The 16,793-nt window shown below is 56.6% G+C and carries 14 protein-coding genes; 10 read left to right on the forward strand and 4 right to left on the reverse strand.

The annotated features are described in order from the left end of the window. Positions 1 to 20: 20 nt before the first annotated feature. On the forward strand, positions 21 to 1,364 hold the full coding sequence (locus BN1936_RS01215) for an MFS transporter (protein WP_232422046.1): 1,344 nt from the start codon (positions 21 to 23) through the stop codon (positions 1,362 to 1,364). A gap of 6 nt (positions 1,365 to 1,370) precedes the next feature. Here the strand turns inward: BN1936_RS01215 and BN1936_RS01220 are convergent, their stop codons facing one another. From BN1936_RS01220 to BN1936_RS01230, 3 genes are all read right to left on the reverse strand, one after another. Then, positions 1,371 to 1,940, reverse strand: a complete 570-nt coding sequence (locus tag BN1936_RS01220) for an RrF2 family transcriptional regulator (RefSeq protein ID WP_022443000.1) — start codon at positions 1,938 to 1,940, stop codon at positions 1,371 to 1,373. Between the two features lie 127 nt (positions 1,941 to 2,067). Continuing rightward, the gene (locus tag BN1936_RS01225; RefSeq protein WP_022443001.1) at positions 2,068 to 2,775 is read right to left on the reverse strand and encodes an orotate phosphoribosyltransferase; all 708 of its coding nucleotides are present in this window, start codon (positions 2,773 to 2,775) and stop codon (positions 2,068 to 2,070) included. Positions 2,776 to 2,780: 5 nt separating this feature from the next. Continuing rightward, a complete protein-coding gene (locus tag BN1936_RS01230; protein ID WP_022443002.1) occupies positions 2,781 to 3,812 on the reverse strand; it encodes an amidohydrolase family protein in 1,032 nt (343 codons plus the stop codon). 445 nt (positions 3,813 to 4,257) lie between these two features. Between BN1936_RS01230 and BN1936_RS01235 the strand changes: the two genes are divergently transcribed. From BN1936_RS01235 to BN1936_RS01250, 5 genes are all read left to right on the forward strand, one after another. Next, complete coding sequence (locus BN1936_RS01235; RefSeq protein WP_022443003.1) at positions 4,258 to 5,430, forward strand: iron-containing alcohol dehydrogenase; 1,173 nt, start codon at positions 4,258 to 4,260, stop codon at positions 5,428 to 5,430. A gap of 163 nt (positions 5,431 to 5,593) precedes the next feature. Further along, a complete protein-coding gene (locus BN1936_RS01240) occupies positions 5,594 to 9,991 on the forward strand; it encodes an acyl-CoA dehydratase activase-related protein (RefSeq protein ID WP_198290739.1) in 4,398 nt (1,465 codons plus the stop codon). 52 nt (positions 9,992 to 10,043) lie between these two features. Beyond that, complete coding sequence (locus BN1936_RS01245) at positions 10,044 to 10,835, forward strand: amidohydrolase family protein (RefSeq protein ID WP_049686441.1); 792 nt, start codon at positions 10,044 to 10,046, stop codon at positions 10,833 to 10,835. Between the two features lie 168 nt (positions 10,836 to 11,003). Beyond that, complete coding sequence (locus BN1936_RS11440) at positions 11,004 to 11,177, forward strand: hypothetical protein (RefSeq protein ID WP_157274769.1); 174 nt, start codon at positions 11,004 to 11,006, stop codon at positions 11,175 to 11,177. Between the two features lie 171 nt (positions 11,178 to 11,348). Continuing rightward, a complete protein-coding gene (locus BN1936_RS01250) occupies positions 11,349 to 12,197 on the forward strand; it encodes a formate/nitrite transporter family protein (RefSeq protein ID WP_049686442.1) in 849 nt (282 codons plus the stop codon). A gap of 80 nt (positions 12,198 to 12,277) precedes the next feature. Here the strand turns inward: BN1936_RS01250 and map are convergent, their stop codons facing one another. Continuing rightward, a complete protein-coding gene (gene map / locus BN1936_RS01255; RefSeq protein WP_022443007.1) occupies positions 12,278 to 13,123 on the reverse strand; it encodes a type I methionyl aminopeptidase in 846 nt (281 codons plus the stop codon). 359 nt (positions 13,124 to 13,482) lie between these two features. On the opposite strand from map, the gene rpsB reads away from it, so the two are divergent. The 4 genes from rpsB to frr all read left to right on the forward strand — a co-directional run bounded on the left by rpsB (position 13,483) and on the right by frr (position 16,792). After that, positions 13,483 to 14,247 carry a 30S ribosomal protein S2 gene (gene rpsB / locus BN1936_RS01260; RefSeq protein WP_022443008.1) on the forward strand — a complete coding sequence of 255 codons (765 nt, stop codon included), beginning with the start codon at positions 13,483 to 13,485 and terminating at the stop codon, positions 14,245 to 14,247. 113 nt (positions 14,248 to 14,360) lie between these two features. Further along, positions 14,361 to 15,251: a translation elongation factor Ts gene (tsf, locus tag BN1936_RS01265; RefSeq protein WP_022443009.1), complete on the forward strand. Its 891-nt coding sequence runs from the start codon at positions 14,361 to 14,363 to the stop codon at positions 15,249 to 15,251. Between the two features lie 202 nt (positions 15,252 to 15,453). Then, the gene (gene pyrH, locus BN1936_RS01270; protein WP_022443010.1) at positions 15,454 to 16,185 is read left to right on the forward strand and encodes a UMP kinase; all 732 of its coding nucleotides are present in this window, start codon (positions 15,454 to 15,456) and stop codon (positions 16,183 to 16,185) included. A 43-nt stretch (positions 16,186 to 16,228) separates the two neighbouring features. After that, positions 16,229 to 16,792 (forward strand): ribosome recycling factor, encoded by a 564-nt coding sequence (gene frr, locus BN1936_RS01275; RefSeq protein ID WP_022443011.1) that lies wholly within the window; start codon positions 16,229 to 16,231, stop codon positions 16,790 to 16,792. Position 16,793: the final 1 nt, after the last annotated feature.

Raw genomic sequence — 16,793 nt, forward strand, 5'->3', positions numbered from 1 at the left:
CAGCTTATGAGAGCGGAAATATGGCAGAAAGAAATTATGTGCAGGATCTGAATATGAATAATCAATTAATTGAAAAGACACCTCCAAAGATGATGAATTGGAAGGTGCTGCTGACCATCCTGACACTGGCGGCCACGCTGATGTCGTCAAGCTACACCATGCTGATTCCGTTTCTGCCGGTGTATCTGACGAAAGAGCTCGGAGTTACTGAACACGTCAATCTCTGGTCCGGGGCGGTGTTCTCTGTGACTTTCCTGGTCAGTACCTTTATGGCTCCGATCTGGGGCGCAATGTCTGACAAGGGAAGCCGGAAGCTGATGGCTATCCGGTCTGCCGTGCTGCTGTCACTGGCTTATACGCTTGGCGGTCTTGTCCAGACGCCGACACAGCTCTTTTTTGTCCGCGTTCTTCAGGGCATTGCGGCAGGCCTCTGGCCTGCGCTGCTGGCGATTATGTCTTCGAACTGCCCGCAGCAGAAGCTTGGGATTTCAATGGGTATCATGCAGGGGGCCGTGACGGCAGGCGGTGTGATCGGACCTCTGATCGGCGGTGTTCTGGCTCAGTATTTCGGCATGCGTACGTCGTTCTTCTTCGGCGGCGCGGCGCTTTTCACGATCACAATGGTCATCATTCTTTTCGTAAAGGATCCGCCGAGAAAGGCTGCCCCGAAAGCGGTCAAAACTGAGGAAAAGAAAGAGAAGAAGCCGTCGCTCTTTAAAATGCCTGTCATCCGCGGCCTGCTGATTTCAGCCTGTCTGACTCAGGTGTCGATCACGCTCGCTATGCCGATCTTTACTTTCTATGTGGCCTTCCTGCAGGGGTCTGAAGATAATATCGTCGCGCTTTCCGGATATGTCTTCGCTCTGCTTGGTATTGCTGGTGTTATCGCGTCTCCGCTTTGGGGCTGGGTAGGGCAGACTTTCAGCTTTAAGCCCGTCCTTCTGGCTTCCATGCTGTTTGCCGGTCTCTTTGCTGTTATTTCCGCGATCCCAAGCACCCTCGACCCGTTCATCGTTCTCCGGTTTATCGGCGGTCTGGCTTTTGCAAGCGTATTCCCGTCAATCAACGCGCTCCTGACGCGCTACACACCGTCCACAGAGCGTGGCCGCGCGTTCGGTATTTCTTTCAGTTTCCAGCAGGCGGGATCCATCATCGGACCTTTGGCGGGCGGTGCAATTGCGTCACTGCTCTCGCTTCGTGCGACGATGATTGCAGCCGGTGTCGTGCAGATTATTGCGTTCGCCTATCTGTGGACGAAACGTAAGGAATTTATTGAGAATACGGCCACACCGGCCCAGGGCATTCCAAAGTCTTCCGTGACCCGGTCACAGGAACGGAAGACAGAGGAAGTGAAGCAGTCTTAGAGAGATTTACGGAACCTCGTAAATTTTGATACGGCCGGCGGAAGAGGATTTCCTGCCGGTCTTTTTTTTGCCGGATGCTTTGTCAGCAGCTTCGGCATCAGGGTGATGACGGCAGATTTCACGGCTGTGCATCAGAACTTCGAGTGTCGGATGCAGGGCTTCCACGGCGGCGACCGTTTCGGCATCCATGGCGTCCGCAAGAGTGTACTGATTCAGCTCATCAAAAAAATGACGGATTGCGCGCCACAGTGCTCCGGAGAGGCCGCACTTTCCAGTCAGAACGCAGCCGATCTTCTTGCAGTCAATAACCGCGCGGCCGCCTTCCAGCTGCTCGATGATGTCACCGATCCGGTATTCACTCGGGTCTTTAGCGAGACGGACTCCGCCCCCGCGGCCCCGCACGGTCAGCAGAAGCCCGCGCTGGCCAAGTTCGTGCACGATCTTGACCAGATGGTTTCGGCTGATCTGAAACTGCTGGGAAAGTTCGTCGACGGTGACCGGCGGATTCCGATTCTGATCCACTGCAAGGTAGAGCAGAACCCTCAGGCTGTAGTCGGTATAACGAGTGAGCTGCATGGAGTTTTATGTAGACTGAAAAAGATGCCAACGGCGTACATCATAAAGGAAAAACACAGTCAGCGAACGAAAAAACGCCGCGACTGAATCGCGGCGTCTGATCAGAAAACGGAGATCCTGAAGAGGGTCAGTTTTCTGCGCCTGTTACTGCACGTCCGCGGCGCATGCTCCAGGTCCACGGCGTGGCAAGCCAGTCCTTCAGGTCTTCATGCTGAGCGGCATCAATCATGCCAAGGGTTTCTGCCTTATCAAGGATGAAGCTGAAAGGAAGCATGGCGTAGGTAGCGACGCCGGCTTTAGCGAAGAGCCGTTCGGTTTCGGGCATATCGTAATTCGTGATGGAGAGGCAGTCCGTCACGGTAGCGCCTTCGGCACGGAGTGCGTCGATCGCGTCGAGGCAGGATAGACCGGTCGAAATATGGTCTTCAATCAGAAGCACTTTCTTTCCGGCCACAGAACCGCCCTCAAACCGGGAGCGGTCACCGTAGGTCTTTGGCGCGCGGCGCACATAGAGATTCGGCTTATTCATGCGGTAGGCCAGAGCCGCGGAATGGCTTACACCTGCGCCTTCAACACCCGCGACGCAGTCAAAGTCGAGTTTCAGCGCCTCGATGCAGGAGGCCATCGTTTCGATGACATCGTGCCACTCGTCGGGATGGGAAATCAGCTGACGGTTATCCACGTAGATCGGGGTTACGAGGCCGGACTTCAGTCGGATCGGCTGATCCAGAAGGAAGTTGACCGCTCCGATCTGAAGCAGATTCTCCGCCGTAATATCCATCGCAAGCGGGGAGGAAGCGGTGAGATGGCGGGTATTGTTCAGAGGTTCAGTCATTGGGATCACTCCTTCTTAGCATCAGTAACAGGATCAGTTTCAGCATCGTAAGGATCAAGGCCCAGAACCTTACGGCCATTCACGGAGGCGATCTTCACGAGATTATCGAAGTCGTCGAAGCGGCAGCCCGTGGCAAGGAGCTGAAGCTCATGCCACATATCGCCTGAGCACCAGGGCACCATGGCGTCGCAGACGTTATCCGTGCCGAGAGCGACCGTGACGCCCGCAGGAATCATTTCATCCACCGGGGTCATGGAATTGTGGAAAAGGCTGATCATGTTGCTGCGGCGGGTATCAATCCAGGCGGTCGGACAGGTCACCATCATCACCTTCGCCCGCTTCAGCTGTTCATAGAGGCGCGTACGGTATTTCTGGGAGTGGGCGGCAATCGAAATGCCGTGAATACCGACGACGCGTCCCTGCATGCCGTGCTCAATCGTTTTGGCGCAGAGCATTTCCGTCTCATATTCATCAGACGAATTGAACTGATCCACGTGGGCGTGCACCATCTTGCCGTACTTCTTGGCCGTTTCAAGAATGATGTCAAAGGCTTCTTCGCCGCGCCCGTAGTCGCGCTCGTCGCGTTTCGGAAGCGCGCCGATAAAGTCCACCAGTTCCGCACCGCGGTCAAACCACTTGCGGGCTTCCGGATCAATCACGCCTTTCAGCGTCTGATTGCCGAATTTAATCGTCAGCTGATCCTTATAGTGTTCTCGGGCCTTGAGACCAGCCGTGATCGCGCGGTCTTCGGACTGCGGGTCGATGTCCACGAAGGAGCCGACGGCGGTAACACCCTGGCTGATCATCAGTTCAAAGAACTGGCAGAACCTGCGGTAATAATCCTCGACGGTAGAGTTCTTCTTCAGCTGGTCCAGAACGTCCCACTTCTGCTGCAGCGTATAAGTGCGGCGGATTTCCAGTACCTTGTCTGACAGAGTAAAGGCGCGGTCTGCATGGGCATGGGTGTTCACCCAGCCGCCAGCCTTCATAATGGCGGGTTCAATCAGGTCTCGAACCGTCAGGGGTTTTTCCAACATAGAGCTAGCCTCAGATTAAGAATGAATGATGGGGAAATTGTTGCGCCTGGAGGAGGGGGTTCCAGGTATGGCCCGCTGTGAGGTCTGAATGACCGTTTGCAGGCTGCGGTGCGTGTCATGGGCGCAAAAAAAATCTTCCCATAAAGGGAAGATTCCTTGAAAAACGGCGATCGCTGGTTCCCGCAGCGGCGGAACCAGGCGAAAAAAGTGCGCGGCAGAGACCGGTGCAGTCCCCCGCGTATCAGATAGGCCGTTTTTGACATGGCCTGAAAGATAGACTTTCAGACCGTCAAAGTCAAGCTGAAAATAACCCTCATCCCACTTTCTGGGGGTTACTTTTGAAGCAGAAATACAGCCCCTCAGGTTAGGTATCCGGGATCCTTAGCGCGTAACAAATTTTGTTGTAAGCTGATCGCAACATGTGTTTCAGATTGAAGGGGCTTAAATGCAGAATTTCGATTTTTGTTCTCCAACAGAACTGGTATTCGGCCGGGGTGTTGAGACAGAAATAGGTACACGTCTGGCGCGCCGTTTCCCCGGGGGAAAGGTATTTCTCGTGTACGGAGGTGGCTCCATCAAACGAACGGGACTTTATGACCGAGTGACAAAGTCACTCCGCGACGCGGGGTTAAACGTTCGGGAAAAGGGTGGCGTGCATCCGAATCCTGAAATCGGTTTTATCCGGGAACTGATCACTGAGGCACGTGAGTGGCAGCCGGATGTGCTGCTTGCGGTGGGAGGCGGTTCGGTTATCGATACGGTGAAAGCCGCGTCGATGGGGATCCCCTATGACGGCGATGTCTGGGATTTCTTCATTGGGCGCGCCGTCTGTCAGACGGCGACTCCGATCTCAGTGATTCTTACGATCCCGGCAGCCGGTTCTGAACTCTCCATGCGTGTCGTGGTGAGCAACGGTGAAAAGAAGCTTGGAACCGCGAGCCAGCATATCCGGTCGTTTATGTCTCTGATAGATCCGGAACTCTTCTTTACGCTGCCTACCGTACAGGCAGCCTCCGGAGTGGTTGACATGATGAGCCACATCATGGAGCGCTACTTCACGAACACGGCGGATACCGGTTTTATTGACGGTCAGGCAGAAGCTGCGATGCGTTCCATCATGCATTTCGGACGCGTGATTCGCCGTGAGCCCAAGAACTACAGTGCCTGGAGCCAGATCGGTCTTGCCGGCACATTTGCCCATAACGGCTTCTATGGCCTTGGACAGGAAGAGGACTGGGCCTGCCACGGGATGGAACACGCTCTTTCCGGCTGGAAGCCATCCATTATTCACGCTGAAGGTCTTGCGGTCATCATCCCGGGGTATCTCGCCTTCGTCGGTGTCAGAAATCCTAAACGCGTGGCGCAGTGGGCCCGCAATGTGATGGAAGTGAAGGAGGAGGATGATGCTGAGGCGATCCGCGAAGGCATTGCCCGGCTGAAGTCCTTCTATCGGGAGATGGGAATGCCTGATTCCCTGACGGCCCTTGGAGCCGGCGATGCCCCGCTTGAAGAACTGTCGCAGAGCGTGACCGGAGGAAAAACTCTGGGACACTTCGTGCCGCTTAAAGCCTCCGATGTTCTCACTATTTACAGAAGCGTTTACCAGGCTGAAGTCTGACGCTATACAGTTCGGCTTTTGATAAGGGTAAACCTGTATTCTGGTTGCTACTTATACAACTGCTGATTTGTCAAAATTTACTCAGGTTTTTTGCCGGTCCATCGTTTAACAGCAGCCTTCCCCGGAATGTAACCGGGGAATTGGACGGTTTTGGAGTCAAGTTGTGAAGATTCTAGGGATTGGTCTTGATCTAGGTTCTACGACTGCCAAGTTTGCAGTTGTTGACAGCGAAGGAAAGATCCTTGAAAGCGATTACCGTCGCCATGGTGCGGCCGTAAAGGAAACTGCGCTTACGCTCCTGAGGGAGCTGCAGGTCAAGTACCCCGATACCGCCTTTGAACTGATGCTGACAGGATCCGCCGCTTTGGATCTTGCCGTATCAGCAGGCGCCGGATTCATTCAGGAAGTGATTGCGTCAAGCCGTGCTATCAAACGTGTTGCCCCTGATACTGATGTGGCAATCGAACTGGGCGGTGAAGACGCGAAGATCCTCTACCTCTCTGACGGGATGGAGCTTCGAATGAATGAAGTCTGTGCCGGCGGCACAGGGGCGTTCATTGATCAGATGGCGTCACTCCTGAATACGGACGCCTCAGGGCTCAATAAACTGGCAGCAGACGCAAAGACGATCTACCCTGTCGCGTCACGCTGCGGCGTTTTCGCAAAAACAGACGTCGTGCCTCTTCTGAATGCCGGTTCCCGGCGTGAAGATGTGGCTGCTTCCATCCTTCAGGCGGTCGTCGATCAGACGATCGGCGGTCTGGCCTGCGGCCGTCCGATCCGAGGAAAAGTCGCTTTCCTTGGCGGTCCGCTTCACTTCCTTGATCAGCTTCGCGCACGCTTTATAGCGACGCTGAAACTGACGGATGAAACGATTGCCGATATTCCTGACGGCCAGTTCATTGTGGCCTACGGCGCCGCGCTCTGCTCCCTTTCTCCGCGGCTTGAGAACGAAAACCGCGCTGGTCCTATTCTGCTCAGTGACTGGATTGAGCGTATTGAGCGCAGCCGTCCGACGGGAAAGCGCACATCAAGTCTTCCCCCTCTGTTTACGAGTGAAGAGGAATATCAGAAGTTCCTTGCGGATCACAGCCGCAAGGTGACTCCCCGGGCTCCGATTGCCGAAGCGAAAGGGGATCTCTGGATGGGGGTGGACCTTGGTTCCACCACCATGAAGGCGGTCGTGCTTGACAGCGAGTCCCGCATTGTGAAGTCCTGGTACGGCAGCAATACGGGATCCGTGCTGCCGACACTGCTTCCGCATGTGATTGAGCTGCTGAAGGAGATGCCGGAAGGCGCTCAGATCCGGGGTATCTGCACCACGGGCTATGGTGCCGATCTGGCGGCCTCTGTGCTCGGTACACCGCTGAGCGAAGTGGAAACCGTGGCGCATCTGCGCGCGGCAACATTCCTTGACCCGAAGACCACCTATGTGATCGATATCGGCGGTCAGGATATGAAGTGCCTGAAGACGCATAACGGAGTGATTGAGCAGGTTAAACTGAATGAGGCCTGCTCCTCCGGCTGCGGTGCCTTCATTCAGACATTCGCGAAGAGCCTCAATCTGACACTTCCGGAATTCGTGCATAAGGCGCTTTTCGCGAAGAATCCTGCGGATCTTGGTACCCGCTGCACAGTGTTTATGAACTCCCGCGTGAAGCAGGCGCAGAAGGAGGGCGCGGATGTAGGCGATATCGCGGCCGGCCTCTGCTACTCGGTGATTCGGAACGCGCTCTACAAAGTGCTTCGTCTCCGTTCTGCCGAAGAACTTGGCGACCACGTGGTTGTGCAGGGCGGTTCATTCCTGAATGACGCGCTGCTCCGTGTTCTGGAGAAGCATCTCGGGAAGCCTGTGCTTCGCCCGGATATTGCCGGTCTGATGGGGGCCTATGGCTGTGCTCTGATCGCGCGTGAAAAGGTGCAGATGCGGAATCTGCCTGCACCGAAGCTTGATGTCGCTTCTCTTGAGGCGCTCGAAGTGGTAACCCGCAGCTTCCGCTGCAAGGGCTGCAACAACCGCTGCATGCTGACGATGAACCGGTTCAGCAATGGCCGTAAGTTTATTTCCGGCAATCGCTGCGACTTCGGTGCCCGGGGCGGTGCCAAGAAGAAAGAAGAGCCGACGAATAACGTCTGCGCCTGGAAGCTGCAGCACCTGTTTGAAGGGGAGCCCCTTGCTGAGGAGAACGCGCCTCAGGGGGTGATTGGCATTCCGCGCGCGCTCAATATTTACGAGCACTATCCGTTCTGGTTCACGCTTTTCACGAAGCTCGGCTTCCGCGTTGTACTGTCACCGGAGTCCACGAAGTCCATTTTTGATTCCGGTCTTTCCTCGATGCCGTCTCAGTCTGTCTGCTTCCCGGCGAAACTGGCTCACGGTCATGTGACGTGGCTCGCCACGCATGGTGTGAAGCGGATCTGGTTCCCCTGCATCCCGAAGGAAGAGAAGGTTTTCAAGGAGTCTGATAACACCTTCGCCTGTCCTGTGGTCGCAGGCTACCCGGAAGTGGTTCGCCTGAACGCGGATCTTCCGGCTGGCGTGGAACCTCAGGTTCTGACGCCTTTCGTGCTGGTAAGCGACAAGAAGGTCGTGAAGCGCGTGATGCTGAAGTATTTCCCGCAGCTTGACGGCGCGGCAGTTGACCGTGCCTATGATGCGGCCCGTGACGCGCTGGCGGATTGGAAGCAGAGGCTGGAGGCTGAGGGTGAAAAAGTTCTCTCAGAGGCACAGGCTGCCGGCAAGACGGTGGTCCTGATCGCGGGCCGTCCTTACCATGTGGATCCGCTGATCAACCACGGACTTCCTGACTATATCGCGTCACTGGGCGTGTCGGTCGTGACTGAAGATTCCGTGATGCAGCTTGCGCCTGAACCCGGGAAGCTCCGTGTTGTAAACCAGTGGGCTTATCACTCGAGGCTTTACCGCGCCGCTGCGCTTGCGGCTTCTGAGCCCTGCGTGGAACTGATTCATCTTACGAATTTCGGCTGCGGCATTGATGCCATTACGTCTGACCAGGTCGCCGAGATTCTGCAGCGGTCCGGAAAGCTTTACACGCTTCTCAAGATTGACGAAGGTGATTCTCTCGGACCCGCGAAGATCCGTATTGCGTCACTCCTCGCAACGGTGGAAGAACGCAAGGCGGGCCGCGGTATGCCGAAGGCAGACGATTCTGCAGACACATCTGCCAAGGCTCCGACGAAGCCTGCGGTTTTCGTGCGTTCGATGCGCGAAACCCATACGATTCTGGCGCCTCAGATGTCGCCGATTCACTTCGCGATTCTGGAAAAGGCGCTTTCCGCAAGCGGCTACAAGCTGAAGCTTCTGCCGGTTGCGTCGCCCCGCGCGATTGAAACTGGTCTGAAGTACGTGAATAACGACGCCTGCTATCCGGCTATCGTCACGATCGGGCAGCTGGTGAACGCGCTGAAGGAAAACGTTGAGGATCCTGACCATACGGCGCTCATGCTGGCACAGACCTGCGGTCCGTGCCGTGCGACTAACTACATCGCGCTGCTTCATCGCGCTCTTGCTGAAGCGGGCTTCAGCCAGGTGCCGGTAGTGTCGCTCTCCGGCGGCTCTCTGAATGAACAGCCAGGTTTCTCGATTTCGCCGCTTGCGCTTCGCCGCGCAATGATCGCGACGCTTTACGGCGATATGCTTCAGAGGCTCTACTACGCGACCAAGGCTCACGAGCTCTTCAAGGGTGACGCTAAGGAGAAGCTTGACGAGTGGATCGAGCGGGCCCGCGATGTGAGCTTCCGTAACAGTGTCGAAGACTTTGAGTCTGATATGGTCCCGATGGTGCGTGAGTTTGGTTCCATCCCGCAGGATGACATCGAAAAACCGCGTGTCGGCATCGTGGGTGAGATTCTGCTGAAGTACCACCCGGACGCTAACCGTCACCTGACGGACATGATTCTGGCTGAAGGCGGCGAACCGGTCCTGACAGATATGACGGACTTCTTCCTCTACTGTCTGGATGACAGCGTGCTGGAGCAGAAGTTCCGCCGTGGTTCTTTCCTGAAGTCGATGGTTGGGAAGTTCTTTATGGGCCGCATTGAGTCTCTGCGCCGCTCGATGCGCGAAGCGCTCGCCGGCACCCGTTATATGCCGATCGCGGACTTCAAGGAGCTGCAGAGCTCGGTGAACGGTATTGTGTCGCTTGGGGAGCAGGCCGGTGAAGGCTGGCTGCTCACGGCAGAGATGATTGACTTCATCAATCACGGCGTTCCGAATGTGCTCTGTCTGCAGCCTTTCGGCTGCCTCCCGAACCACATCACGGGCAAGGGGGTAGCGAAGGCAATCCGCGGCCGCTATCCGGAATCCAACCTGAAGGCGCTCGACTTTGAAGCAGGCAGCTCGGAGGCGAATATCGCGAACCGCGTGAAGCTCTTCATGACGATTGCCCGTGAGACGAAGCAGAAGGAGATCGGAAGCGATTCGAGCACGAATCCCGTGGTCGAAAACGCGAAGAAGGTTCTCGACAGGCTTCGCGGTATCGGCGGAGTCGAAGAACAGCCGGTTCGGGTCTACGGATTCAACCGCGAGTCTTCGAAGTAGACCGGGAGGCCGTCTCCGAAGCCCCGCATCGAAAAAAGAAAGGAGAGATCTAATGGCAAGTTTTCTTTTTCAGCGGGCTGAACTCTATGCCCCGGACTTCCGGGGAGTGAAGGATATTCTCGTGGTCGAGGGACGGATCGCCGCAATCGGCGACTCGCTCGACCCGGGCATTCCTGAGCTTCAGAAGATTGATATGGCAGGAGCGAAGGCGCTCCCGGGGTTTATCGATCAGCATGTCCACGTGACAGGCGGAGGCGGTGAGGGTGGAGAGCATACCCGGGCGCCCGAGCTTTCTGTCGAGGAAGCAGCCGAGTGCGGAGATACAACAGTGGTTGGTGTCCTCGGAGCTGATGTTATTTCCCGCCCGGTGGTTTCGCTGCTCGCGAAGATCCGCGGCCTGAGACGGGAAGGTCTCTCCACCTGGATGTGGACCTCAAACTACGCTTATCCTCCGACCACACTGACCGGCTCCGTGAAGCTGGATCTTTACACAATCCCCGAGTGCCTTGGGGTCAAGGTTGCCATGGCCGACACACGCGCTTCCTTCATGACGATGGAAGAGATGATGCGGCTCGTCTCCGAAATCAGGCTCGGAGGCCGCCTCGCTGGCAAACGGGGGTTCCTCCACATCCATCTCGGAACTCTGGGCGGCGCGTTCGGTATGTTTATGGACGCGGTAAAGCGGGGAATTCCGATTGAACATTTCAGACCAACGCACTGCGCAAGAGACCTGGACGCTGCGATTGAGTTCGGCCGAGCGGGCGGGATGCTCGACTTCACGACGGATGAGCCAGAGAAAGCCGCGGATGCCGTTCTGAAAGCGATTTCAGAGGGCGTTCCCTAAGACCGAATCACGCTCTCCACTGACGGGCATGGCGCTCTGCCGGTTTACGCTGAAGACGGGACGCTGCAGGGACTGCAGACCCTTGACATCCGGAATAACTTCCGTGCCTGGAAGATTCTCGCTCACGAAATCGGTATCCGCCGGGCGCTGCCTTTCCTTACGAGCAACGTGGCTGACAGCCTCCTGATACCGAAAGGCCGGGTGGAAGTTGGGCGCGACGCGGATCTCTGCTTCCTCCGCTCGAACGGTGAACTGACGGATGTGATGTCACGCGGTGCCTTCCTGAAGAGAGACGGGAAAGTTACTGTCCGCGGCACGTATTCCGGAACGGCACTTTGCTAATTTTCCGTAGTCCATCGGGGGACATGACGGATATTTGGTATCACCATAAGTGACAGGCGGAATGCCTCTGAGTAGGGAGGCCGCCTGATACTTCAGTAGCCTTTTGAATAATGTAATTTTCCTTTAAAATCATCACTCTTCAGCACTTCCAGATTAAGGAGAGAATGAGGAATGACTGATTTAAAGAAAGAGGGCGCCGCAGCGCAGCCCGTGATTTCGATTGATTCCCTTGCCCCTGCCGCGATTGAGCGGAAGGCGGAGTCGATCGGGGTCACGAAGAATGCCCTGACGCTTTCGAGACTGATACCGCTCGCGCTTGCCGCGGGCTTTTTTATTGGCCTTGGCGGACTGTACTTCACCCTCTTCATGTCTGACAGCTCACTGTCCTTCGCGGTGCAGCGTTTCGCGGGGGCCCTGATGTTCTCGCTCGGCCTCGCTCTCGTGATCATCTGCGGCGCGGAGCTTTTTACGGGAAACTCTCTGATGATCGGGGCACTAGCTTCGAGGAAGATCCCCGTGGGCGGCATGCTGAGGAACTGGATCTGGGTCTGGATATTCAATTTTGTCGGCGCCGTGATCCTGGTGACACTCGTCTACCTCTCTGATACTCCGAAGCTTGGGCAGATGGGAGCCACGATGATGAAGATCGCGGCTGGCAAGGTGTCGCTTGGCTGGGGGACACTCTTCTTCAAAGGCATTCTCTGCAACGTGCTTGTGTGCCTCGCGGTCTGGATGGGATTTGCGGCTCACTCGGTCGCGGACAAGATCCTTGCTGTGCTCCTTCCGGTTTCTGCCTTCGTGGCGCTTGGGTTTGAGCACTGTGTGGCCAATATGTATTTCCTTCCGATGGGCTACCTTCTCGCTTCGAGCGGCTTCCCGGCGCCCGCGGGATTCGATCCCTCGGTGATTACGATTCCGGGGGTCTTCTATAACCTTTCCGCTGTGACGCTCGGGAACCTCGTCGGCGGCTTTATGGTGGCGCTCGTTTACTGGTGGGCCTTCTCTGAGAAGAAGGCCTGATCGCAGGAAAAACTCAGAGTGAGAAAAAGCCGCGGATGATTCCGCGGCTTTTTGGTTTGGGCGCTAGGATCAGCTGTTCCTTACCACTTCTGGGTCGCCCATTCCGGCGGCTTCGGGCAGCCATCCGAATGCGTGAGCACCTCGTAACCGGTTTCCGTCACGACGAGAGTGTGCTCCCACTGTGCGGAAAGCGAGTGATCCTTCGTAACAACCGTCCATCCGTCGCCGAGATCCAGAATATGGCGGCGGCCGGCGTTCACCATCGGCTCAATCGTGAACATCATGCCGGGCTCAAACACGATGCCGGCAGGCGGGAAGTCCTTCGGAGAAAGCGGATAGTGAGACACCCAGGGTTCGCCGTGGAAAACGCCCTTGCCGATTCCGTGGCCGCCGTACTCACGCACGGTGGAGTATCCGGCGTCTGACACCACTTTGTCGCAGGCAACAGCGATATCGCGGAAGGTATTGCCGGGCTTAACCGCCTCAATGCCGCGCCACATGCATTCGTAGGTCACCCGGGCGAGACGCTCCCCCGCGATGGTCGGCTTGCCGACAAGGAACATACGGGAAGTATCGCCGTAGAAGTCGTTCCAGATGCTCGTGACATCGATATTCACGATATCGCCCTTCTTCAGCTTCTTATCAGACGGGATGCCGTGGCAGACGACGTTATTAACCGAGATGCAAGAAGCAGCCGGGAAGGGGACACCGGCGGCGTTCGGATACCCAAGGTCTGCCGGACGGCACTTCTGGACGTCAACCGTATAGCGGTGAATGAGGTTATCGAGCTCAAGGGTAGTGATACCCGGCTCAACGTAAGGTGTGATGTAGTCAAGCAGCTCGGAAGCGAGGCGGCAGGCGGTGCGCTGTCCTTCGATTTCTTCCGGTGTGCAGATATGAATGCTAGGGATCTGTTCTTTTGCCATTTTTAAATTGCCCCCGGACGCGGGAAGAGAGGAAAAGGGGCGCAGGACGCCCGGCCGCTTCCCGCGGCGCAGGTCATATTGAAAACCAGAGTTAGCCAACATGGTACACCAGAGGCGGGGGCAGGGCAGGGAAGCGCGGCTAACGCCCAAGGAAATTTCATAAAAAACGCTTGAGCGGGATCTCAATTTATCCTATAATTGCACGCCTGCTCCAACCGGGGCAGACAAAACTTAACCTTTTTTCTGGCTGTCCGTCCTCCGGGCGGGAGCCTTAAATAGCGCATCCGGGTTTACCGAGGTGCCTGCTTATGCAAGCGGGCATGAGACCCGGATGTCAGACCAAACCTTGGAGAATCAACATGGTTAGCATGCGTGAAATGCTTGAAGCTGGTTGCCACTTCGGCCATCAGACCCGTTTCTGGAACCCGAAGATGGCTCAGTACATTTTCGGCTCCCGCAACCACATCCACATCATCAACCTCGAGAAGACGGTTGCGAAGCTCGCTGAAGCCGAGAAGTTCGCGCACGACCTCGCTGCCAAGGGCGGCAAGATCCTGTTCGTCGACACGAAGCGCGGCGGTCGCGAGATCATCGCTGCTGAAGCCCAGCGCGCTGGCATGAGCTACGTCGATCGCCGTTGGCTCGGCGGCACTCTCACCAACTTCAAGACGGTGAAGAACACGCTCAAGCACCTCAAGGAAATGGAAGACACCGTCGCTGAAGGCGGCCTTGAGAAGATGACGAAGAAGGAAGCTCTCGACTTCAACCGTGAAATCGAAGCCCTGAACCGCTCCATCGGCGGCATTAAGGACATGGCCTCCCTCCCGGACGCCCTGTTCATCATCGACGTTGGCTATCACAAGATCGCCATTCAGGAAGCCAACAAGCTGGGCATTCCGGTTATCGGCGTTGTCGATACGAACAGCAGCCCCGCTGGTGTTGACTATGTGATCCCGGGTAACGACGACGCCGGCAAGGCTGTCGCTATCTACGCCTCCTGCATCGCTGACGCCGTCATCGCCGGCGCCGCTGAACACCAGGAAGGTGCTGACAAGGATCCGGCTGAAGAGTTCGTGGAAGTCGAAGCCGCTGAAACCGCTGCTGCCGACGCCGCTCAGGCCTAATCAGTCATTCAGCAGGCGTTCCTGCCGAAGCATTTCAGGGGGCGCTCTCAGTCTTGGGTGCGCCCCCTTTCGATTTTCAAACGTATCAAATTTATTAGTATCTGGAGAATTAAATGGCCGCTATTACCGCCGCAATGGTGAAAGACCTTCGCCAGAAGACCGACGCTCCGATGATGGAGTGCAAGAAGGCCCTCGTGGCTGCTGAAGGCGATTTCGCCAAGGCTGAGGAAATCCTCCGCGTGAAGCTGGGCAACAAGGCCAACAAGGCTGCCGCCCGCGTCGCCGCTGAAGGTATTGTCGGTGTTTACGTGTCTGACGACCGCAAGCTCGGCGCTCTCTTCGAAGTCAACTCTGAGACCGACTTCGTTGCGAAGAACCCTGACTTCGTCGCCATGGCTGAAACCGGCGCCCGCCTCGTCGCGGAAAAGAATCCGGCTGACATCGCTGCCCTCTCCGCCCTGACGGTTGACGGCAAGTCCCTCGAAGAGATCCGTACGGGCCTCGTCGGCAAGATCGGTGAGAACATGTCCTTCCGCCGCTTCGTCCGCGTGGAAGCCCAGGGCCGTCTCGACACGTACGTTCACGGCGGTGCCAAGATCGCCGCTATGGTCGACATGATCGGCGGTGATGAAGAACTCGCCCACGACGTCGCCATGCACATCGCTGCCTCCAAGCCGAAGGCTCTCGATGAGAACGGTGTTCCCGCTGAGATGATCGAGTCCGAGCGCCGCATCGCCATCGAAAAGGCCCGCGAGTCCGGCAAGCCCGAGAACCTCGTCGAGCGTATCGCTGAAGGTTCCGTGAAGAAGTTCCTGAAGGAAGTGACGCTGCTCAACCAGCCCTTCGTGAAGGACGACAAGATCACCGTCGGCCAGCTGCTGAAGAGCAAGGGAGCCACCTGCGCTGCCTTCTACCTCTTCGTCGTTGGCGAAGGTATCGAGAAGAAGACTGACGACTTCGCTGCTGAAGTGGCTGCTCAGGTTGCCGCTTCCAAGCAGGCCTAATAGCCAGTACCGGAATTCCGCTCTCCAGAAGAACGGAATTCTGGGCAAAAAACCGCCCGGGAGATCTCTCTCCGAGCGGTTTTTTTATGGGAGCCTTCTGCTAAGCCGTAGCGCGAAGGTGCGTCTTTGCAGTATTATCCCCATGCCTTACTAATATGTTATTAGGGCGGCAGTGTGCCTAGCCCGCCTGGAGATACAGCGAATGTCGGATCAGAAAAAAGCGAAACCTATCTATAAGCGTGTTCTACTGAAGCTTTCCGGAGAAGCCCTCATGGGGCACGACCAGTTCGGTATCAACCGCGATACGCTGAACTACATGGTTGGCGAGATCAAGTCGATTCTCGATATTGGGGTGCAGGTGGGCATCGTAGTGGGCGGCGGCAATATTTTCCGCGGCGTTGCTCTGGGTGCGAACGGCATGGACCGTGCGACCGGTGACTACATGGGCATGCTCGCCACCGTGATGAATGCGATGGCGCTCCAGGACGCGCTGACAAAGACGGGCGTTCCGGTCCGTATCCAGTCCGCGCTGCACCTCGAGCAGGTTGTCCAGCCGTACATCCGCGGCAAGGCGCTGCGTTATCTCGATCAGAACCGTGTCGTGATTTTCGCTGCCGGTACCGGTAACCCCTTCTTCACGACGGATACGACCGCGGCGCTTCGAGGCGCTGAAATGGGCGCCGAGGTGGTGCTGAAGGCGACGAAGGTTGACGGTATCTATACCGCTGATCCCATGAAGGATCCGACTGCCACGAAGTTCGCAGATATCACGTTTGATGAAGCGATGAAACGCGACCTCAAGGTGATGGATGGCACGGCTTTCGCCCTCTGCCGCACTAACGATCTGCCGATCCGGGTGTTTAATATATTCAAGCCGGGCGCCCTGAAGCGCGCCTGCACGGGACTCGAAGAAGGGACGCTTGTCCACTCCTGAGTACCCGCAATCAATACAACAAAGCAAAGCAAAGGATATTTTTATGCCGACGATTCAGGAAATCCGTACCCAGACCGAGCGCAAGATGGCTCGCAGCCTCGAAGGGCTCCGGGAAGAATTCCGCAAGATCCGCACGGGCCGCGCTTCGACCGGTCTGCTGGATTCGATTTATGTTGAATACTACGGTGCACGTACGCCGCTCGCACAGTGCGCCTCTGTGAACGTGGCTGATGCCCGTACGCTTACGATTCAGCCGTATGACCGCACTCTCGTGAAGCCGATCGAGAAGGCCATCATGGAGAGCGATCTTGGTCTGACCCCGGTGACGAGCGGTCAGACGCTCCGTGTGCCGCTGCCTCCGCTTACGGAAGAGCGCCGCCGCGAAATCACGAAGGTTGTGAAGCGTCTGGCCGAAGAAGGCAAGGTCGCGATCCGCAATGTCCGCCGTGAAGCGAATGACTCCGTTAAGAAGCTCCTGAAGGATAAGGAGATCTCCGAGGATGAAGCCCGCGGTTCCGATAACGACATTCAGAAGCTCACCGACAAGTTCATCGCTGAAGTTGATACGGTGACTGAAGAGAAAGAAAAGGAAATCATGACCGTCTGAT

The organism is Dakarella massiliensis (assembly GCF_001182045.1).
In the GTDB taxonomy this organism is placed as follows: Bacteria; Pseudomonadota; Gammaproteobacteria; order Burkholderiales; family Burkholderiaceae_F; genus Mesosutterella; species Mesosutterella massiliensis.